Consider the following 20,149-nt stretch of genomic DNA (forward strand, 5'->3'; position numbering starts at 1 on the left):
GCCGCTTCTGTCGATGCTGCGACCGGCATTCTAGACATACCGGTTGACCACGTTTTCCAGGTATTCCTGGCGTCCCGAGCGCGGTTGCGGATCGAGATTTCGTGCGAGCACATCGGCCTCGATCGCCTCAAGATCGGCGTTCTTGTCCAGGAGCCTGGCGGCATCCGGCTTGTCCCAGGCGGCGTAGCGCTCGGCAAGCGGCGCGGACAGCGCTTTTTCTTCGACCATGGATGCCGCGGCCTTCAGGCCCCGCGCGCAACAGTCCATTCCGCCGATGTGCGCGATCAGCAAGTCCTGCGGGTCCAGCGACTGACGTCTGAGCTTGGCATCGAAGTTCGTCCCGCCAGTCGTGAAGCCGCCGGCCCTGAGGACCTGATAGTAGGCGAGCGCCATCTCCGGGACGTTGTTGGGAAACTGATCGGTATCCCAGCCGGACTGGTAGTCGTTTCGGTTCATGTCGATCGAACCGAAGATGCCGAGCGCTGCGGCCAGCGCCAGTTCGTGCTCGAAGGAATGGCCGGCAAGGATCGCGTGCCCCTGCTCGATGTTGGTCTTCACCTCACCTTCCAGCCCGTACCGCTTGAGAAATCCGTAGATCGTTCCAACGTCGTAATCATATTGATGCTTCGTCGGCTCCTGGGGTTTTGGCTCGATCAGGATCGAACCCTTGAATCCGATCTTGTGCTTGTAATCGACGACCATCGAGAGAAAGCGGCCCATCTGATCGAGTTCGCGGCCGATGTCGGTGTTGAGCAGGGTTTCATAGCCTTCGCGCCCGCCCCACAGCACATAGTTTTGTCCCTTCAGCCTGTGCGTCACGTCCATGCAGCTTTTCACGGTCGCGGCCGCATAGGCGAAGACGTCGGGATCAGGGTTGGTCGCAGCGCCCGCCATATAGCGCCGGTGCGAAAAGAGATTGGCCGTGCCCCAGAGCAGCTTGAGCCCTGTGGCATCCATCTTCGCCTCGAAATAATCGGCGATCTCGTTCAGCCGGTCGCGGCTCTCCGAAAAGCTTGCGCCCTCCGGCCGGACATCAGCGTCATGAAAGGTAAAATAGGGCACGCCGAGCATTGCGAACATGTCGAATGCGACGTCGGCTTTCTTCTTGGCGAGCGCCATCGTATCGGCCGCCCCGGACGGGCCATACCAGGGCCGCTCAAAGGTCTGCCCACCGAACGGATCGGATCCCGGCCAGACGAAGGAGTGCCAGTAGCATACCGCAAAGCGCAGATGATCCTCCATACGTTTGCCGAGGACCAACTCGTCGGGGTCGTAGAACCGGAAAGCCAGCGGATTGGTGCTGCCGGGACCTTCGAACGGGATTTTCGAGATGTCGCCGAAATAACCTGTGCTCACTGGAAAACTCCTTTGATGGCGGGATAGGCCTTGCGGTAGCGCGCGTAGGAATCTGCAAAGCTGCCCGTCAGGCGCGACGTTGGCTCGATGGTGCGGGCAGTGTGCGGCGCTGCGCAGACCGAGAACGGATCGGCCCCTTCGGCCGCGATCATGCCGAGCCGAGCGGCACCGAACGCGGCGCCGAATTCGCCGTCAGCCGGGATATCGACCGGCATGTCGAGAACGTTGGCAAGGACACCAAGCCAGTAGTCAGAGCGCGACCCGCCGCCGATAGCGGTGACTCGGTCCAGATCTGTGCCCGATGCCTTCAACGCCTCGAGACTGTCGCGAAACGCATAGGCCACACCTTCCAGCACCGCCCGCGTCAGAGCTGCGCGATCGCCATCGTGGCCAAGGCCGAGGAAGGCGCCTCTTGCCGCCGCGTCGTTGTGCGGCGTGCGCTCGCCCGACAGATAGGGCAGGAACAACACTTGCGAGGGCGCCACGACTTCCGGCCCGAGCGCAGCCGTCAGCGCCGCCGGTTCTTCCTTCATCGTGCTTGCGAACCAGTTGAGGGCGTCCGTGGCCGAGAGGATCACGCCCATCTGATGCCACGTGCCAGGCAGCGCATGGCAGAATGTATGTACGGCGCTTTCCGGGTTGGGGCGATAGCTTTCCGTCGCAGCGAACAGAACGCCTGATGTGCCCAGCGATGCGAACGCATTGCCAGGCATCACCGTGCCCATGCCGCAGGCCGAGGCCGCGTTGTCGCCCGCACCTCCCGCAACCACGATGCCGGCAGGAAGGCCCAATTCGTCGGCGACCACGCCGCGCAGCCGGCCGCTTTCCGCCGTGCCTTCGACGAGCCGAGGCATGTGATCTTCACACAGGCTGGTGGCTGCCAGAAGCTCACCCGACCATTGGCGAGCCTCGACGTCGAGCCAGGCCGTGCCCGAGGCATCGGACATATCCGAAACGTGCTCCCCCGTCAGCCATAGGCGGAGGTAGTCCTTGGGAAGCAGCACTTTCGCAACGCGCTCGAAGCACGCCGGCTCATTGTTTTTGACCCAGTCGAGCTTCGGCGCCGTGAATCCCGGGAAGACGATGTTTCCACTCGTCTTGCGAAAGCGCGGATCGGCATCGAGCTGCGCGGCCTCCTTGTGGCTTCGGGTGTCGTTCCAGAGAATGCAGGGGCGGAGCACTGCATCATCACCGTCCAGAAGAGTGGCACCATGCATGTGGCCGGAAAGACCGATACCGCGCACCGCCTGGAGCTCCGATGCATGTTCGCCCTCAAGGCTCGATATCGCCTGCTTCGTCGCGGTGATCCAAGACGCCGGGTCCTGCTCGGACCATCCGGCATGCGGCCGCGAGACCGTCAGCGGCGCGGTCGCGGAAGCCACCACCGCCTGATCCTGATCGATCAATAGCGCCTTGATGCCCGACGTTCCCAGATCGATTCCCAAATACATGTGCTACGTACCTCAAACTCTGCAAACGGTTTTCAGGCAGGACTGAACCTTATGGGAGATTGTCTCTCAGGAAGATGTCGATACGGATCCGTTCCTGGTCATCCACCGGCGGCAAGCCATCGGCACGCGCCTTCATCACGCGGATCGCACTTCGGACTTCGTGTCCTGCGTCCTGGTTGATGACGGCGTCTATCGTGCCGCTGGTGAGTGCCTTGCGGGCATGGTCGCTCAGTTCGTGTGCCACGACGCTGATCGCCCTGCCGACGCCTCTCGCCTCGAGCACTTCGATCATCCCCCTGTTGCCGGCACCGAGACTATAGACGCCGACGACGTCGGGATGGGCTTCCAGACACCCCGCAAGAACGCGAGCGACTGTCGCGCCGTCGTCCAGGCCTTCCAGGACCGGCAGCACGTCGAGCGCCGGAAACTCTGCATGCATGACCTGATCGAACCCCATGCGTCGCTCGACATGGTCGCGTACCAGCATGGAGCCCGCCACGACTGCAATCTTTCCGCGGCAATTCCCGACAAACCGCCCCAACAGGCTGGCAGCCGTTCGTCCCGCTGCCACGTTGTCGATGCCGACGTAATGATCCCGTCGCGAATTCGGCAGATCCGATACGAGTGTAACGACCGGCACGCCGGCATCATGCAGCCGGGCCACCCCTTCGCGCACGGCCCCAGCCTCCGTCGCCACCAGCGCGACACCGGCCAGTTCGGAAAGATCGAGAGTGTCGAGAGCCTGCGCCAGTGCCTGTGCGTCGAAGGGTGGTATCGTCAGGAGCCGAATGTCGGTGCGCTCGATGGCCGACCGGGTCTTTGCTTCAAGAACGGCCGCTTCAAGCGCGCGCATGAATGCATTCGGGCCTTCCGGCAGGATGAAGACCAGCGGGTAAATGCGCCGTTTGGCGAGGTTGGCGGCCGCCAGGTCGCGCACATAGCCGATGCGGGCGATCGCCTCTTCAACCCGTCCTATGGTCGATTGGCGCACGCCGGGCCGACGGTTGAGAACACGATCAACCGTTGCAAGGCTTACTCCGGCGGCCTCGGCAATGTCATGGACGGTTGGTCGCATCAATCCTCCCTCACCCGTGAAGGGTCTATCGCATTTTTTGAGGTACGTAAATCATCGATGCTGTCGTCATCGGCCTGGCATCGCCATTGTGAACAATCTCCTTTGCGGGGAACCAGACGGGACATGAGGCATTGAAGGTCACGCCTCCTCCATATGGAAAGACCACCGATGCGCCCTTTCGCCTGCCCCGTCTGTGACAGCCGCCTGTTCTTCGAGAATTCAGCCTGCGTCAATTGCGGATCGGAGGTCGCATTCCAACCTGCAAGACTGTCTTTCGCAGCCACGGATACCGACGGCGTGCATCGCTGCGCCAACCACGACAGCGGCGGCTGCAACTGGATGGCGGAGCGCCAAGGCGGTCTTTGTCTCGCCTGCGACCTCAACGAACTGATCCCGCCCATCGACGACGACGCTCAGCGCCGGCGTTGGGCCGCGGTGGAAGAGGCCAAAAGGCGGCTTCTCTACAGCGTTCTTCGGCTCAACATTCCGATCTATCCCAAACGCCGCGACCCAACCGGCCTCTCGTTCCGCATTCTTGTCAGCGCCGAGCACGGCGGAACCGGAGAGGTCGTCATGGGTCACCAGAATGGGGTGATCACCATCGACGCGACGGAAGCCGATGCTCATCTGCGAGAGTTCCGTCGGGCCGAACTGGACGAGCAATATCGAACGCTTCTCGGACATATGCGCCATGAATCGGGCCATTATTTCTGGGAGCGGCTCGCCCTGCTGGACGGCTTTCTCGATGCCTATCGTTCAATCTTCGGCGACGAGCGGGAAGATTACGGCGAGGCGCTGGCGCGGCACTACGAAAACGGCCCGCCCGCCGACTGGGCCGACCATCACATCTCCGCCTACGCCACGGCACATTCGTGGGAGGACTGGGCCGAAAGCTTCGCGCATTACCTGCATGTCGTGGACGGTGTGGAGACAGGCGAAACCTTCGCTCCGGCGGGCAATGTTGCCGCGCAGGCGACAGCGTATGACACGGAAGACTTTCAGGGCGTCGTCTCTCGTTGGCATCGCACAGCGCTGCTCATGAATGCGATGAACCGGAGCATGGGGCACCACGACTATTACCCCTTCATCGTCAACGACACGGTGGCCGCCAAACTGGCTTTCATCCACCGGTGGCTTGGACAGCTGCGTGCCGCATAACGGGCCCATCACCGCCGGACCACTCAGAACAACGGCGCCCCCGCAGCGGGTGAGCGAGCACAAGTGTCGACAAAATTTCGCTTATTCTCTATTGATCCTCAGATGCGACGGCAGATAAGCTCGCGCATAGAGGCACATATATTCTCCGTCATGGAGAGTTGCGGATTGCCTCAACCCCTCACTTTCCGCGGGGTCTTCTTCGGTCCGTCGCGATCAGAACAAACATCATCGAAACGCAGGGAGAGATCATGATGCTCAACACTCGTAGAAACATTCTTGCGGCACTCACCGCAGGTGTCGCCTTCGTCGGTGTATCGGGCCTGGCTCACGCGGCCACGCTTGAGGAGATCCGCGAGAGCGGAACGATCCGCATCGCGGTCGCCAACGAAATCCCATACGGCTTTGTCGATCCCTCGGGCGAGGCCAAGGGTGCTGGTCCGGACGTCGCCAAGCAGGTCGTCGAGGAACTGGGCATTGAGAATATCGAGTGGGTCACCACCAACTTCTCATCGCTCATTCCCGGCCTTCAGGCCGATCGCTTCGACGTGGCTGCCGCCGAAATGGCCATCCAGCCCGAACGCTGCCAGGAGGTGATCTACTCCGAGCCAAACACATCCTACGGCGAGGGCCTGCTCGTTGCTTCCGGCAACCCGGACGACATCCACGCCTACGCCGACTTCGCCGAGCGCGACGACCTGACGGTCGCCGTCATGGCCGGTGCCAACCAGCTGGAAATGATGCAGAAGCTTGGCGTTTCGGAAGACAGGATCGTGACCATCGCCAGCAACTCCGACGCCATTTCCACGGTTTCGACCGGTCGCGCCAATGCCTACGCGGCAACCGGCCTGACGGCGAACGAACTGGCCGAACAGAGCGAGCAGGTCGAACTGGCATCGGATTTCTCCGATCCGGTCATCGACGGGTCCGAGCAGCGCTCCTGGGGCGGCTTCGCCTTCGCCAATGAGAGCACCGATCTGCGCGACGCGTGGAACGAGGCGCTCGCCACCATCAAGGACGGTGACGAATGGGCCGAGATCGTCGGTGGATACGGTTTCACGCAGGAAGACATCGACGGCTCCTTCAATCGGACGACCGAGGAACTGTGCTCGGCCGAGTGATTGGGCCGCAAGAAACAAGGGGGGCGCTTCCTGGCGCCCCCATCGTGACTGTGCTGGAATTCGGGACGAGCGGCATGGGGAAAAGGGCGCAGCATGACCTGGACTGAGTATCTGGTGCCGCTCGGCCAAGGCGCTTGGGTAACGATCCAACTGACCTTCTGGTCCACGATCTTCGGCGCGCTGCTGTCTTTCGCAGCCGGCATCGGGAAGCTTTCGCGCAACCCGCTCATCAAGGCGCTCTCGATCGGGTATATCGAGATTTTCCGCGGCACCTCGCTGCTGGTGCAGCTTTTCTGGCTTTATTTCGCGCTCCCCCTGCTGGGCCAGGCAATCGGCATCGATTTGCGATTGCCGCCCGTGGCGGCCGGCGTCTTGGCGCTGTCCCTCAACATCGGCGCCTATGGTGCGGAGGTGGTGCGCGGCGCAATCCAATCGGTATCGCACGATCAATACGAGGCGGCGACGGCGCTCAATTTCTCCGACCGCCAGGCGCTGTGGCGGGTGGCGCTACCTCAAGCAATTCCCGAGATGATGCCGTCGTTCGGCAATCTTGCCGTTCAAAATCTCAAGGACACCGCGCTGGTGTCGTTGATCAGTCTCCAGGACCTGGCATTCAAGGCCGAGCAGATCCGGAACTTCACTCAGGACAGCACAACGATCTTCACCATTGTCCTCGCCATGTATTTCGGCATGGCCCTCGTACTGACCGCGATGATGAAGGTCCTTGAGCGTTCAGTCGGGCGCTGGCGCACGGCGAGGAGCTAGGTCATGTTTTTTGGATATGAATGGATCACCGATCAGGGCCCGCTCGTCTTTGCATGGTCCATCCTCCCGATCCTCCTGACCGGTATGTGGATCACCATCAAGGCCACGGTGCTCGGTTTCATCATCGCGCTGATCCTGGGGCTTGTCTGGGCCGTGCTCAAAGCAGCGCCGACGCCTTTCATCTCGTGGCCGGCCAATGTCTTCACAGAGTTCATCCGCGATACTCCGCTGCTGGTTCAGCTGTTCTTTCTCTATTACGTGCTACCGGAATACGGCCTCGTCCTGCCCGCCTTCCTGACCGGAGCCTTGGCGCTGGGGCTGCAGTACAGCGCTTACACGGCGGAGGTTTACCGTGCCGGCATCGAGGCGGTCGCACGGGGGCAGCGCGAGGCGGCCCGCGCCCTGAACATCTCCAGCAGCCGGACCTTCACGCACATCATCCTGCCTCAGTCGGTGCCGCGCATCATCCCCGCTCTCGGCAACTACCTCGTCTCGATCATGAAGGACGTGCCGGTCCTCTCGGTCGTGACGGTCCTGGAAATGCTGAATGTCGCCAAGATCATCGGCGATCGCACCTTTCAATACCTCATACCGCTGTCCATGGTCGGCGCCATCTATCTCATCATGACTCTGATCGCTTCGGCCGGCGTCCGCCTGCTCGACAAGAACCTGCCCAAGAGGGGGATCGCGCTCAAATGACCGAGCCCATCATCAAATTCGACAACGTCGTCAAACGCTTCGGCTCGCTCACCGTGCTCGATCACCTCGATTTCGAGGTCAATCCCGGCGAGATGGTCACGATCATCGGGCCCTCGGGGTCCGGCAAATCCACGGTTCTGCGCATTCTCATGACGCTGGAGCCCATCCAGGAGGGCGTCGTCTATGTCGGAGGCGAGCCTCTCTGGCACGAGAAGAAGGGCGACGACTTCGTGCCCGCATCCGAAAAGCATTTGCGCAAAATGCGCGAACAGCTCGGCATGGTGTTCCAGCAGTTCAATCTTTTCCCTCACATGACCGTGCTGCGCAACCTGACGGAGGCGCCTCGCCAAGTACTGGGTCTGTCGAAGAAGGATGCTCTCGAGCGCGCCGAAGAGCTGCTCGAGATGGTCGGCCTCACCGACCAGGCCAAGAAATATCCGCATCAGCTCTCAGGTGGCCAGCAGCAACGTGTCGGCATCGCGCGCGCATTGGCCATGCGGCCGAAGATCATGCTGTTTGACGAGCCGACATCCGCGCTCGACCCGGAGCTCGTCGGCGAGGTTCTCAAGGTCATCCGCAGCCTGGCGGATCAGCACGAGCTGACCATGCTGCTCGTCACCCATGAAATGCACTTCGCCCGGCAGGTTTCCGACCGCGTCTGCTTCTTCGACAAGGGACGCATCGAGGAACAGGGCCCGCCTGAAGAGCTCTTCACCAATCCGAAAAAGCCGCGCACCCGCGAGTTCCTGAAACAGGTCCTCGACCCGGACGCCTGATCGGCTGCGTCAGGCCGGCCCGCCATGGCCGGCCGTCGGTCCGCCGCGCCTTGGCGTATAGCCGATGAGCGCGGCCGTGCCGAAGACGGCAAAGCTCGCGACGACAATGCCGAGCGCCAGCCAGTTCACCTGCAGATAAAGCGTGAAGCGGATCAGTTCCACGATGTAGGTGAAGGGGTTGAAGCGCGAGATTTCATAGACCGTCACGCTGCCCTCCCTTATCCGCCAGAGCGGATAAAGCGCTGACGACATGAAGAACATCGGGAAGATCAGGAAATTCATGACGCCGGCAAAATTCTCCAACTGCCGGATCCATGACGACAGGAACATCCCGAGCGCACCGAGCGTCATGCCCGTCAGGACCAGCACGGGCAAGAGCACGATCAGACCCGTCAGGGGCATCGCCGTTCCGCAGAGCGCGGCGACCGCGACGAAGGCATAGACCTGTACGATCGAGACAGCCGTTCCTGCCAGCATGCGCGAGATGATCAGATAGCTGCGCGGCAGCGGCGTGGAGAGAAGCACCCGCATGGAGCCCATTTCCCGGTCGTAGACCATCGAGAGCGAGTTCTGCATGCCGGCGAAAAGCTGGATCATTCCGATCAGCCCCGGAACGACGTAGACGTCGTAGGTGATATAGGTCTTGTATGGCGGGATGATCGACAGGCCGAGCGCGGCCCGAAAGCCGGCAGCAAAGACCAGAAGCCAGATGAGCGGGCGCACCAACGCCGAAAAGAAGCGGCCCTTCTGCTGAACGAAGCGCAACAATTCCCGCGACAAGATGGCCAGGAAGGCGCGTGCTGCATGGCCTGTTCTCATCGAGGTTCGGCCCCCACGCCGGTCAGCCGCGTGAATGCTTCGTCGAGGGACGCCGCATGGGCTGCCTCGACGACGTCGCGGACCTTTCCGCTCGCCACGATCTTCCCCTCGTCGAGGACGATAAGATCGTCGTCGGCCGCCACTTCGTCGACGAGATGCGTTGCGAGCAAGACGCAGATGCCTTCGTCATGAGCGAGCTTGTGAATTTGGCCGATGAGCCAGCGGCGCGTCTCGATATCGAGACCAGTGCTCGGTTCGTCGAGCAACAGGAGACGGGGCCGGTCGATCAGCGCGCGGGCAACCTCGACGCGGCGGCGCTGCCCTCCGCTCAAATTGCGCACTTTCACGCGCTGCTGCCCCTGCAGCCCGATCGCGTCCAGCAGACGATCAATGCGTTCACGCGCCGTGCGCCGGGTGAGGCCGCGAAGCGCCGCGAAGTAGCGCATGTTCTGATCCACCGTGAGGTCGAGATCGAGCGTTTGCGCCTGAAAGACGATGCCGAGATTGGCGAGCGCGCGCGAGCGGGCCTTGCGCAGCGCAGCGCCCTCGATGACGATCTCGCCGCCATGGCTGTCGAACAGCCCGGTGATGAGTGAGAACAGCGTTGTCTTTCCCGCGCCGTTCGGTCCGAGCAGGGCCGTCACGCGGGCCGGCCGCAACGTGAAGTCGATACCCCTCAGCGCTGTCTTGCGCCCGTAGGCGTAGGCAAGAGAACGAACGGCGAGCGGGGCGACGGAGCCGCCTGCGTCTCGCATCGCATTCTCATCGATCATGCCTTCTCCCGGGGATGCGCGGCGACCAGCGCCGTCGATCACCCCACCACGCCTTCGTCAATGAAACGACTTTGGCGAACCGGCGTTCGGACTGCAACCCGGACGAAAGTTCCGCGGCCGTCACTCCAATTGATTTGTGTCAATGAAACGCGTCGGCTGGCCCGGCACTGTGCCTTCCGTGATGCGGAGCGGACCGGGCAGAAGCACCAGCGAGTACCTCATCGGGCAGCGCCCGAAGCGGTCTAGTCATGCGGCGGCTTCCCCCGTTCCGAAATGCTCGGCCCGCGGCGTTCCATCAAGCCATCGAGGGCGGTCGAAGGCATGGAATGCGGCGGGCCGAACCATTTGAGCCAAGGGAGACGGCGATGTCGCACAATGCACCGCACAATCATCCCATTCGCCCAAGCAGTTCATCTTCCGGCCATGACGCAACAGGGGGCCTGCTCGGCCTCATGCGGCCGATCGAGATCGAAACGCTGGCCAAGCTCGGAATGAGCGATCGGCAAATCGCCTCTTATCTCTCGGCGTCACTTTCCGACCTGAACGCGTTTCGCGAAGTGTCCCGCATGGGAGCCGCCGGCAGCGGGTCCGGCTCGGCGCGCGGCCTGTGAACCTATGTGCCAAGCCTGATCAGCCCCGCTGTCAAAACGTCGCTCGCATGCCGACAAAGGCCGAGCGGCCCGGCGAGTTGTGGCCGAAAACCTCCTCGTAGTCTTCATCGAAGAGATTTTCGATGCGTCCATAGATGTCGAAGTTGTCGCTGATCGCGAAGTCACCTCCGACAGTCACGGTCTGGTAGTCGTCCAGCGTAACGCGGGGCGGCAGGGACGGGACGAAGGCCAGATCCTCGCGCTCGCCATTGAAGATCATTTCGGCAAACAGCCGAGCGCGATCGTCGTAGAAGCGATAGGCTGCACCAACCGAACCGGAGTGGCGCGGCCGACGCACTTCGCGTTGACGCGGGCCGCCGGCAGCGGTCTGCTCCGAGGCGTCGGTATAGGTGTAGGTCGCGAATGCCGAGAAACCGTTCGAGAGATCGAGCGTGGCAGCCACCTCGACACCTTGGCGTCGGCTTTCACCTTGTCGGTTGACGACCGTCGAAAGGAAGTCAGGCGCCCCGCCGAAGACGGTCGCAATCTCGTTTGTCAGATCCTGATTGAAATAGGTCAGGTCGACAACGAGCGCGTCGTTGAAGAACCCCTGTTCGACACCAACGTCCCAGCCGAAGCTTTCCTCAGGCTCCAGATCGGGATTGCCGACAAAGTTTTCAGGCAGGAAACCGAACTGCTCGACAAAGGTGGGATTGGTGACCCCTGTACCCAGCGACGCATGAAAGCGCGTCGCCGTCCCCGGAACCGCCCAGGCCGATCCCAGACTGTAGGTCGAGACATCCGAAAATCGATCGTTGAAATCCTGCCTCACGGCGGCCGTCACATAAAACTGGTCAAGGAACTCGCCGCGATATTCGCCGACGAGAGAATGGGTGCTTCGGTCCTGCCGGTCGGTGAGATGTGACGGCAAGAAGGTTTCGCGTTCCCACTCGTAGCCGCCGGTGATTTTGTGGCGCGCGTCGAGGATGTCGGGAGTATCGAAGGCATAGGTCGACTGGAAGGACGCGTTGACCCGGTTGCCGTCACTCGACGTCGTCAGCCCCCCGTCGGTGAAATTCTCGCGAAACGTGTCGCTGCCAGTCAGGCGCGCCTTCTGCGTCCACGCGCCATCCAAAGATGTGTGCGTCAGGCCGACAGAGCCGAACACTTCCTGGGTGGCCGTCTCCTCATCGCTGTCGATCACCAATCCCTCGGTCGGACTGCCGAATGCGTAGTCCTGCACATCGAGTTCGGTGCGGCGGTCGACATAGCGCAATGTGCCGTCGAGCGAGAGTCCGGGCGCGATATCGGCGGTCAAGGTGCCGTTGAGGGTCGTATTGCGATCGCCGTCCTTCTCGTTGCCGAAATCGGAGATGTTCGTTCCGTCCGTTCGCCGCCAACTGCCGGAAAGGGCAGCATCGTAATTCTCCCCTCCGCCACTTAGGGCAACGCCGCCGAGGAAAGCACCGTCCGAGCCGAACTCGCTGCGTGCCCGTGCGCTGAAGCCGCCGCGTTCGCCACGCCTCGTGATGATGTTGACGACGCCTGCCAGCGCGTTGGAGCCCCAGAAGGTGCTCTGCGGGCCGCGCAGGATTTCAATCCTTTCGATATCGTCGACCACGAGGCTGCCGAAATCGAACTCTCCCGTGGCGGTCTCGCTGGCTTCGACACCGTCGATCAGGACGAGCAGGTGGTTGGCTTCCGCGCCGCGCACCCTCACCTGGGTCTGACTTCCATAGGAGCCGGATCTCGTTACGGCGAATCCTGGAACACCGCGCAGGGCATCGGCAACGTAACGCGCCTGACTGCGCTCCAGGTCATCGCGGTCGATGACGGTGACCGCCCTGCCCGACTTTTTCGGCTCGATCGATGTCAGCCCGTCGGTGACCAGCAAGGGGTCCAGCAGGGTCGCTGACGGCTCTTGGGCCAGCGCGGGTGAAATGATTGAAAACATGGCGGGCGCGGCGAAGAGGAAGGTGGCGCAGACAACGCGTTGCATAAGGGTATCGTCCCCGTATTCGAGCCATGCGGCTCTCGGTTGGCAGGAGCCACAGTCAGGAACGATCGACACGACAAATGATCTGGTCGTCTGCCCGTTCTGCGGCAACACTTTTTCAAATGTCACCGCCACGGACGACCGCGCATGGACAGGACCCCGTGTCCATGCATGGGTGACCGGAACGGCAGGTCTCCTGACTTCCGCGTCATCACCTTTGAGCTTCCGCCTTCCCGTCAGCGCGCGATGTGCGCCGACAGTGGCCGATTGGAAGCAGGCTCGACGGTTACAGTTGCGGGGGCAGTCCCGGAGTAGGTCGAGCGATCGACCGCACCGTGTTCCCTTTTCATCCGGCTTGAGGCCGGAACCAGTTCCGCCGCGAACCCTAGTTGTGCCGCGGTGCCTCGTCAATCAAGCAGGCAGCGTTTCTCAACAGCCGAAGGTGCCGCGTCTATTGAGAGACGGTGCGCTTTCGTGCTCTAAAGCCGCTTCCAGCAACGGCGATGCGAATGGATAAGAAACGGGACAGTCAGGCGTTGAAGGCGCTTCTCGGCGTGCGCGATCTGGTGCTCGGCGGCGAGGTCGCGCCAGGGCAGCGATTGTCGGAAATCGCGCTGTCGGAGCGTCTGTCGATCTCGCGCACGCCGCTACGTGCCGCACTGGCGAGGCTGGAGCAAGAAGGGCTGCTGGAGCAAATCCCATCTGGTGGCTACGCGGTACGGGGATTCACGTTCAACGACATCGTCGATGCAATCGAACTGCGCGGCGTGCTCGAAGGCACCGCCGCGAGGCTGGCCGCCGAACGGGGCGTACAGCCAGCTAAGCTGCGGGCGATCAAGGCACTTGTCGGCGAACTCGACAAATGCTTCCGCGAGCGGCCCGAAGACATGCTCTTCGACCAGTATGTCGAGTTGAACCAGGAGTTCCACACGATGCTGGCGGGCCTGTCAGGCAGCGAGACGATGCGGCGCGAGGTCGAACGGTCGGCACAATTGCCCTTCGCCTCGCCGAGTGCCTTTCTGGAGAAGCAGGAAGACATCCTGGCGTTTCGCACATCGTTGGTTCATGCCCAGCGACAGCATCGCGACATCGTCGAAGCGATCGAGATGCGCGAGGGGGCACGCGCCGAGGCGCTCGCGCGCGAACATGCGCGGCTCGCTCGGCGCAATCTCGAATTCGTGATGGATGAAGACCGTAGCCTGATCGATCGCGTGCCGGGCCTCGCGCTTCTTTCAAGCTGATTGCATACAATACTTGCAGCATGCGGCCAATCACGGCCTCTGTTGTCGCAAAAAGCCGTTTGGTGACGACAATCCTGAATGCAACCCGTCGACAAGAAGCATCTGTCACGCTTAGGGTGGGGATGCTATAGGCGTTGTAGTTTCGTGCGCCGATAAAGTGGAGGATTGAAATGATCGGTAGACGTGCACTTATCGGCCTCGCGGCCGGGCTGGCGATGACAACGAGCTTCACCGCACCGGCCATTTCACAAGAGACGTTCAAGGTTGGGCTCATCCTGCCGATGACCGGCCCGTTCGCCTCCACCGGACGGCAGGTCGAGGCTGGTGCGCGTGCCTATATGGCCGCGCACGGCGACACCGCAGCAGGCAAGACGGTCGAGCTCATCGTGCGAGACGACGCCGGCACGGCAGACCAGACACGCCGCCTTGCCCAGGAACTCGTCGTCAATGAGGAGGTCGATGCGCTTGCAGGTTTCGGTCTGACGCCGCTCGCGCTCGCAGCAGGCTCCATCGCCACACAGGCCAAGGTGCCGGCCGTCGTCATGGCAGCGGCAACCTCCGTGATTACCGAGGAATCGGAGTATTTCGTGCGTACCAGCGGAACGCTGCCGCAGTCGGCGGTTCCGGTCGCCACATGGGCGGGCGAAAACGACATCCAATCCGTCGTAACGCTCGTCAGCGACTACGGCCCGGGGATCGACGCGGAAACTTGGTTCACCAAGGAGTTCACCGACAATGGAGGTGAAATCCTTGAAGCCGTGCGCGTACCGCTTCAAAATCCCGACTTCGCGCCCTTCCTGCAACGCGTGCGCGATGCAGAGCCCGACGCCGTTTTCGTCTTTTTGCCGTCGGGTGCCGGATCGCTCTTCATGCGTCAGTTTGCCAATCGTGGTCTTGGCGAAGCAGGCATCCGGTTGATCGCCACCGGTGACGTCACCGACGACGACATTCTGAACGAAATGGGCGATCCGGCACTCGGTGCCATAACCGGCCATTTCTATTCCGCTGCGCATGACAGCCCTGAGAACGAGGCGTTCGTCTCTGCCTTCAAGGAGGCGAATGATGGCATGCGACCGAACTTCATGGCGATCGGCGGCTATGACGGCATGCAAGCGTTGTACGCTGCGCTGGAGAAGACCGAAGGCGACACGAGCGGCGACGCGCTGATGGAGGCGCTGAAGGGCCTTTCTTGGACAAGTCCCCGCGGTCCGGTCTCGATCGATCCTGAAACGCGCGACATCGTGCAGAACATCTACATGCGCGAAGTGAAGTCGGTGGATGGCGAACTCTACAATGTCGAGTTCGAGACATATGAAGCCGTGAAGGATCCGGTCAAGGCGCAGGCCGCCGATTGATGCAGGCTCAGGGAGGCGACGCGGGCGCATCGTCTCCCCTTGATGACGTTCGAGCGATATCATGCTGACCATACTGTTCGACGGCATCGCCTACGGGATGCTTTTGTTCATCCTGGCCTGCGGCCTGACGATCACGCTCGGACTGATGAACTTCATCAACCTGGCACACGGCGCGTTCGCGATGGCAGGCGGCTACATCACGGTAGTCCTGCTGAACCGGTATGGCGTTTCGTTCTATCTTTGCCTGCCGATCGCATTTTTCGCTGTCGCGGCGGTGGGCGCACTGCTGGAGCGCACGCTCTATCGACACCTCTACGACGCCCCTCACCTGGATCAGGTTCTCTTTTCCGTTGGGCTCGTCTTCATGGCGATCGCCGCAGCCGATTATTTCATGGGCGGCCAGCAGCAACTGATCAATCTGCCGGACGAATTGCGTGGTCGGTTCGAGTTCATGGGTGCAGATATCGGGCGCTACCGCCTCTTTATCATCGGGTGCTGTGCGGTCCTTGCCATCGCACTGCAGCTGGCGCTGACAAGGACGCGATTCGGCAGCCAGTTGAGAGCAGCTGTGGACGACGGCCGGGTGGCGCGCGGCCTTGGCATCAACGTGCCGCTGGTTTTCGCCCTGACATTCGCGCTGGGCTCGGGACTGGCCGGTCTCGGCGGCGCGATCGGAGCCGAGATGCTCGGACTCGATCCGAACTTTCCGCTGAAGTTCATGATCTACTTCCTGATCGTCGTGTCCGTCGGCGGCACGTCATCGATCACCGGACCGTTCCTGGCGGCGCTTCTGCTCGGCATTGCAGACGTCGCGGGCAAATACTATGCGCCGCAGGTCGGCGCCTTCGTCATCTATGCCGTCATGGTGCTGGTCCTGATTGTCCGTCCGCATGGCCTGTTTTCGCGCGAGGGCGGGCGATGAGCGAGACGCGGACATCCAGCACTGCCGCCGCCGACCAGCTTGTCAGCCGGACGCGGTGGCGCGCTTTCGAAGTCGCCCTGTGGCTCAGCGCCGTCGCCGTCATCTTTCTATTGCCTTCGAAGATGCTGCTCTTCACGGAGATCGCGATCCTCGCGCTTTTCGCCATCTCGCTCGATCTAGTGCTCGGTTATGCGGGCATCGTCTCGCTAGGCCATGCCGCTTTTTTCGGCCTCGGCGCCTACAGCGCCGGACTTTTTGCAAAGCATGTCTTCGGCGATCCGACTCTCGGTCTGCTCGTCGCGGGCTTGGCGTCCGCCGCCTTCGGGTTCCTGACGAGCTTTCTCGTCCTGCGCGGATCCGACCTCACACGATTGATGACGACACTCGGTATCGCCCTGATGCTGGGAGAACTCGCAAACCGCCTGGATAGCGTGACGGGCGGCGCCGATGGTCTGACCGGGGTGACGATGCGTCCGATCCTCGGCCTGTTCGAATTCGATCTCTGGGGACGCAACGGCTATATCTACAGCCTCATCGTGCTTTTTGTTCTGACGATGCTGGCGCGCCGGATCGTGCATTCACCCTTCGGCCTTTCCTTGCGCGCCATCAAGAGCAATCCCGTGCGTGCGGCGATGGTGGCCGTCCCCTCCAACAAGCGTCTTGTCACCATCTACACCGTAGCGGCGGCCTATGCCGGGATCGCCGGAGCGCTGCTTACCCAGACGACCGGGTTCGTGTCGCTCGACGTTCTGGCATTCCATCGCTCCGCCGATGTTCTTCTTGTCCTGGTTCTTGGCGGCGTCGGCTATCTCTATGGCGGCATCATCGGGGCCATCATCTTCACACTGCTGCGCGACGTCCTGTCGGAACTCACACCGCAATACTGGATGTTCTGGATTGGCCTGATACTCGTTGCGATCGTTCTGACCGGCCGGGACCGCCTGACGCGGCTTGGCAGTTGGCGTCCAGCCCGCCAGGCTGGGGGAACGCGATGACGCTGGCGTTGGAAACCATCGGTCTTACCAAGTCGTTTGGCGGGTTCCAGGCGACGAAGGATGTCAATCTGAAGGTCGAAACCGGCGCGCGCCATGCGTTGATCGGTCCCAATGGCGCCGGCAAGACGACGCTGATCAATCTGATCACCGGCGTCCTGAAACCCAGCGCCGGTCGCGTTCTCATCGCAGGCGAAGACATCACCGCGATGGCCGGCCACCAGCGGGTGCGCCGCGGCCTTTCGCGCACCTTCCAGATCAACCAGCTCTTTGCAGAATTCACCATATTGGAAAGCCTCGTCCTTTCCATTTCGGAACGCGAGAAGCACGGAGCCCGCATGTGGGCGCCCCTTTCGAGCGAGCGCGCAGTCGTCGACGAAGCGGCGGCGCTTCTCGATCGTTTCGGTCTTGCCGACGTCATGGGCGACAAGGCGCAGCACCTGCCCTATGGTCGGCGCCGGCTTCTGGAAATCGCCATCGCTTTTGCCAGCCGGCCGAAGGTTCTTCTGCTCGACGAGCCTGCCGCCGGCGTTCCGGAAGAGGAACGACGCGACGTTCTGGCAATCGTGCGAGCCCTGCCGGCGGACGTCACCGTGATCCTGATCGAACACGATATGGATCTGGTGTTCTCCTTCGCCGACCGAATTTCCGTCCTGGTGGGAGGCAGCCTTTTCGCAGAAGGTTCGGTGGACGAGGTCGCCGCCGACCCCCGCGTCAAATCCGTCTATCTCGGAGAGGGACCGTGATGGCTGCGCCGCTCCTTAAACTTGACGGACTGATGGCGGGATATGGCGAAGCGCGCGTCCTCAATGGTGTCAGCTTCACACTGGACGACGGCAAGTCCCTGGCTCTTCTCGGACGCAACGGCAGCGGAAAGACGACGCTGCTGGATACCGTCGTCGGCGTGACCAGTTGGCACGCAGGGTCGATCGCGCTTTCTGGCGTGGATATCACACGGATGCGTCCCGAACGGCGCGCGGCGGCCGGCATCGGCTGGGTGCCGCAAGAGCGCAACATCTTTCGTTCACTGAGCGTTGAGGAGAACCTCACCGCCATCGCGCGACCCGGCCCATGGACTGTCGAGCGTATCTACGCCATGTTTCCGCGCCTGAAGGAACGCAGGCGCAACCTCGGCAATCAACTCTCCGGCGGCGAGCAGCAGATGCTGGCAGTCGGCCGCGCATTGGCGCTCAATCCGAAACTGCTGCTTCTCGACGAGCCGTTGGAAGGGCTTGCTCCGATCCTCGTTACCGAACTTCTCGACGCCTTGCGACGGGTGGTCACCGAGGAAGGCATGTCGGCGATCATCGTCGAACAGAAGGCCAGCAAGATCCTCCCGCTGACAGACGACGCGATCGTTCTGGAGCGCGGCGCGATCGTTCACGCCTCCGACAGCGCCGCGTTGCTAGCCGACCCCGCACGGCTTGAGCGGCATCTTGCGGTTGGTGAAAAGGCATCAACCGCGAAAGCCGAATGATCTGTATACATAACGGCCGAACGCTATCCGCGATCGGGCTGCACCTCACGTCTCATCCTCACGGTTATGCCGATTCACCATGCTCTCGCAAAACGGCTCGGCTTGACATCGTCATCTCGTGGCCATCATTGTATACATAATGGATGCCGTATGGCATTCGGCATGGATGGGAGGAGACGGCATGTCACAAACGCTTCAGGATGAATTGGGCCAGACAGAGGATGTCGTCGGAAGGCTCCGCAATTCGCGCATCGGCGCCTATGTTTATCCAGTCGTGCCCCCGGAATTCACCAATTGGCGTGACGAACAGCGGGCCTGGCGCGAGACGGCCGTCCTCTTCGACCAGTCACACCACATGGCCGAGCTGATGATCGATGGCCGCGACGCCTTGAAGCTCCTGAGCCATCTCGGGATAAACAGTTTCGCCAACTTCCCGGTCAACAAGGCCAAGCAGTTCGTGCCATGCAGCCCCAGCGGCCATGTCATCGGAGACGTGATCCTCTTTCATCTTGCCGAGAACCAATATCTGATCGTCGGCCGGGCGCCGACGATCAACTGGGTGCAGTTTCATGGCGAGACCGGCGGCTATGACGTGCGCCTCGATCGTGACGATCGCTCGCCTTCGCGGCCGGGCGGCAAGCCTGTCAGGCGCAAGCGTTACCGCTATCAAATCCAGGGACCGAACGCGCCGAAGATTTTGGAGAAGCTCAACGGCGGACCGTTGCCCGACGTCAAATTCTTCAACATGGACACGATCCGCATTGCGGGCCGCGATATTCGCGCCTTGAGGCACGGCATGTCGGGCGTCCCGGGTCTGGAGATATGGGGACCATATGACGAGGCCGACGAGGTCCGGGACGCCATTCTGGCGGCCGGCGAAGAATTCGGCATCGTGCCCGTCGGATCGCGCGCCTATGCCACCAACACCCTGGAATCGGGCTGGATCCCCTCCCCGCTCCCCGCGGTCTATTCCGACGATCCGATGATGCGCGCCTTTCGCGAATGGCTTGCGGCAGACAGCTACGAAGCGACCGCTTCCATCGGGGGCAGCTACGTCGGGCGATCGGTCGAAGACTATTATCTGACGCCCTGGGAACTCGGCTATGGCCCATTCGTCAAGTTCGACCACGACTTCATCGGCCGCGAAGCGCTCGAAAAGCTCGCGGATCGGCCGCATCGTCGCAAGGTCACGTTCGCATGGAACGCCGACGACGTCGCCAAGGTCTTCCGTTCGTTTTTCGAGCCCGGTGCGGACAACTACAAATTCATCGACTTGCCGCTCTCCAACTATGCGTCTTCGAACTACGACAAGGTGACGAAAAACGGCAAGACCGTGGGTCTTTCGATGTTCAGCGGCTACAGCTTCAACGAACGATCGATGCTGTCGCTGGGTACGCTCGATCCCGATATCCAGATCGGCGATGTCCTGACGCTCGTCTGGGGCGAGGAAAACGGCGGCACGGATAAGACGACGGTCGAACCGCACAAGCAGTTTGAAATCCGTGTCAAAGTCGCGCCGGTTCCCTATTCGCGCGATGCTCGAGAAAGCTATGCCGACAGCTGGCGGACCCGGCAAAACGCCTGAT

At 61.8% G+C, this 20,149-nt stretch carries 19 protein-coding genes and 1 riboswitch; of the genes, 13 read left to right on the plus strand and 6 right to left on the minus strand.

Going from position 1 to position 20,149, the window contains the following annotated elements:
* Positions 1-30: 30 nt before the first annotated feature.
* From xylA to CN673_RS07040, 3 genes are read right to left on the minus strand one after another with little or no spacing between them, the layout of a single operon-like run.
* A complete protein-coding gene (gene xylA / locus CN673_RS07030) occupies positions 31-1,356 on the minus strand; it encodes a xylose isomerase (RefSeq protein ID WP_099865499.1) in 1,326 nt (441 codons plus the stop codon).
* Positions 1,353-2,807 (minus strand): xylulokinase, encoded by a 1,455-nt coding sequence (gene xylB, locus CN673_RS07035; RefSeq protein WP_099865500.1) that lies wholly within the window; start codon positions 2,805-2,807, stop codon positions 1,353-1,355. Before xylB ends, xylA begins: the two co-directional genes overlap by 4 nt.
* A 49-nt stretch (positions 2,808-2,856) precedes the next feature.
* The gene (locus CN673_RS07040) at positions 2,857-3,882 is read right to left on the minus strand and encodes a LacI family DNA-binding transcriptional regulator (protein ID WP_099865501.1); all 1,026 of its coding nucleotides are present in this window, start codon (positions 3,880-3,882) and stop codon (positions 2,857-2,859) included.
* A gap of 168 nt (positions 3,883-4,050) precedes the next feature.
* Between CN673_RS07040 and CN673_RS07045 the strand changes: the two genes are divergently transcribed.
* The 5 genes from CN673_RS07045 to ehuA all read left to right on the plus strand — a co-directional run bounded on the left by CN673_RS07045 (position 4,051) and on the right by ehuA (position 8,398).
* On the plus strand, positions 4,051-5,040 hold the full coding sequence (locus CN673_RS07045; RefSeq protein WP_198585919.1) for a zinc-binding metallopeptidase family protein: 990 nt from the start codon (positions 4,051-4,053) through the stop codon (positions 5,038-5,040).
* A 248-nt stretch (positions 5,041-5,288) separates the two neighbouring features.
* Complete coding sequence (gene ehuB / locus CN673_RS07050; RefSeq protein ID WP_198585920.1) at positions 5,289-6,158, plus strand: ectoine/hydroxyectoine ABC transporter substrate-binding protein EhuB; 870 nt, start codon at positions 5,289-5,291, stop codon at positions 6,156-6,158.
* A gap of 93 nt (positions 6,159-6,251) precedes the next feature.
* A complete protein-coding gene (ehuC, locus tag CN673_RS07055) occupies positions 6,252-6,923 on the plus strand; it encodes an ectoine/hydroxyectoine ABC transporter permease subunit EhuC (protein ID WP_099865503.1) in 672 nt (223 codons plus the stop codon).
* A gap of 3 nt (positions 6,924-6,926) precedes the next feature.
* A complete protein-coding gene (ehuD, locus tag CN673_RS07060) occupies positions 6,927-7,622 on the plus strand; it encodes an ectoine/hydroxyectoine ABC transporter permease subunit EhuD (protein WP_099865504.1) in 696 nt (231 codons plus the stop codon).
* Entirely contained in the window at positions 7,619-8,398 is a 780-nt protein-coding gene (gene ehuA, locus CN673_RS07065) for an ectoine/hydroxyectoine ABC transporter ATP-binding protein EhuA (RefSeq protein ID WP_099865505.1), read from the plus strand. Before ehuD ends, ehuA begins: the two co-directional genes overlap by 4 nt.
* Positions 8,399-8,407: 9 nt before the next feature.
* Here the strand turns inward: ehuA and CN673_RS07070 are convergent, their stop codons facing one another.
* The gene (locus CN673_RS07070) at positions 8,408-9,217 is read right to left on the minus strand and encodes a lanthanide ABC transporter permease protein PedC (protein ID WP_099865506.1); all 810 of its coding nucleotides are present in this window, start codon (positions 9,215-9,217) and stop codon (positions 8,408-8,410) included.
* Positions 9,214-9,990, minus strand: coding sequence for a lanthanide ABC transporter ATP-binding protein PedB/LutE (locus tag CN673_RS07075; protein WP_198585921.1), 777 nt, complete (start codon positions 9,988-9,990; stop codon positions 9,214-9,216). The genes CN673_RS07070 and CN673_RS07075 overlap by 4 nt, the downstream gene beginning before the upstream one ends.
* Positions 9,991-10,355: 365 nt before the next feature.
* Between CN673_RS07075 and CN673_RS07080 the strand changes: the two genes are divergently transcribed.
* Positions 10,356-10,601, plus strand: coding sequence for a hypothetical protein (locus CN673_RS07080; RefSeq protein WP_157928819.1), 246 nt, complete (start codon positions 10,356-10,358; stop codon positions 10,599-10,601).
* A 31-nt stretch (positions 10,602-10,632) separates the two neighbouring features.
* On the opposite strand, the gene CN673_RS07085 is transcribed toward CN673_RS07080, so the two are convergent.
* Positions 10,633-12,579: a TonB-dependent receptor plug domain-containing protein gene (locus CN673_RS07085; RefSeq protein WP_099865508.1), complete on the minus strand. Its 1,947-nt coding sequence runs from the start codon at positions 12,577-12,579 to the stop codon at positions 10,633-10,635.
* A gap of 166 nt (positions 12,580-12,745) precedes the next feature.
* Positions 12,746-12,963, minus strand: a riboswitch (cobalamin riboswitch).
* Positions 12,964-13,085: 122 nt separating this feature from the next.
* Between CN673_RS07085 and CN673_RS07090 the strand changes: the two genes are divergently transcribed.
* The 7 genes from CN673_RS07090 (at position 13,086) to ligM (ending at position 20,148) form a co-directional block, all read left to right on the plus strand.
* Positions 13,086-13,817, plus strand: coding sequence for a GntR family transcriptional regulator (locus CN673_RS07090; protein ID WP_245409812.1), 732 nt, complete (start codon positions 13,086-13,088; stop codon positions 13,815-13,817).
* A gap of 170 nt (positions 13,818-13,987) precedes the next feature.
* Positions 13,988-15,172: an ABC transporter substrate-binding protein gene (locus CN673_RS07095; protein ID WP_099865510.1), complete on the plus strand. Its 1,185-nt coding sequence runs from the start codon at positions 13,988-13,990 to the stop codon at positions 15,170-15,172.
* 61 nt (positions 15,173-15,233) lie between these two features.
* On the plus strand, positions 15,234-16,094 hold the full coding sequence (locus CN673_RS07100) for a branched-chain amino acid ABC transporter permease (RefSeq protein WP_099865511.1): 861 nt from the start codon (positions 15,234-15,236) through the stop codon (positions 16,092-16,094).
* Entirely contained in the window at positions 16,091-17,089 is a 999-nt protein-coding gene (locus tag CN673_RS07105; protein ID WP_099865512.1) for a branched-chain amino acid ABC transporter permease, read from the plus strand. Before CN673_RS07100 ends, CN673_RS07105 begins: the two co-directional genes overlap by 4 nt.
* Positions 17,086-17,832, plus strand: coding sequence for an ABC transporter ATP-binding protein (locus tag CN673_RS07110; protein WP_099865513.1), 747 nt, complete (start codon positions 17,086-17,088; stop codon positions 17,830-17,832). The genes CN673_RS07105 and CN673_RS07110 overlap by 4 nt, the downstream gene beginning before the upstream one ends.
* Positions 17,832-18,563: an ABC transporter ATP-binding protein gene (locus CN673_RS07115; RefSeq protein WP_099865514.1), complete on the plus strand. Its 732-nt coding sequence runs from the start codon at positions 17,832-17,834 to the stop codon at positions 18,561-18,563. Before CN673_RS07110 ends, CN673_RS07115 begins: the two co-directional genes overlap by 1 nt.
* A 181-nt stretch (positions 18,564-18,744) precedes the next feature.
* The gene (gene ligM, locus CN673_RS07120) at positions 18,745-20,148 is read left to right on the plus strand and encodes a vanillate/3-O-methylgallate O-demethylase (protein ID WP_099865661.1); all 1,404 of its coding nucleotides are present in this window, start codon (positions 18,745-18,747) and stop codon (positions 20,146-20,148) included.
* The last annotated feature ends 1 nt before the right edge of the window (position 20,149 follow it).

Source organism: Neopararhizobium haloflavum (assembly GCF_002750855.1).
GTDB classification, from domain to species: domain Bacteria; phylum Pseudomonadota; class Alphaproteobacteria; order Rhizobiales; family Rhizobiaceae; genus Georhizobium; species Georhizobium haloflavum.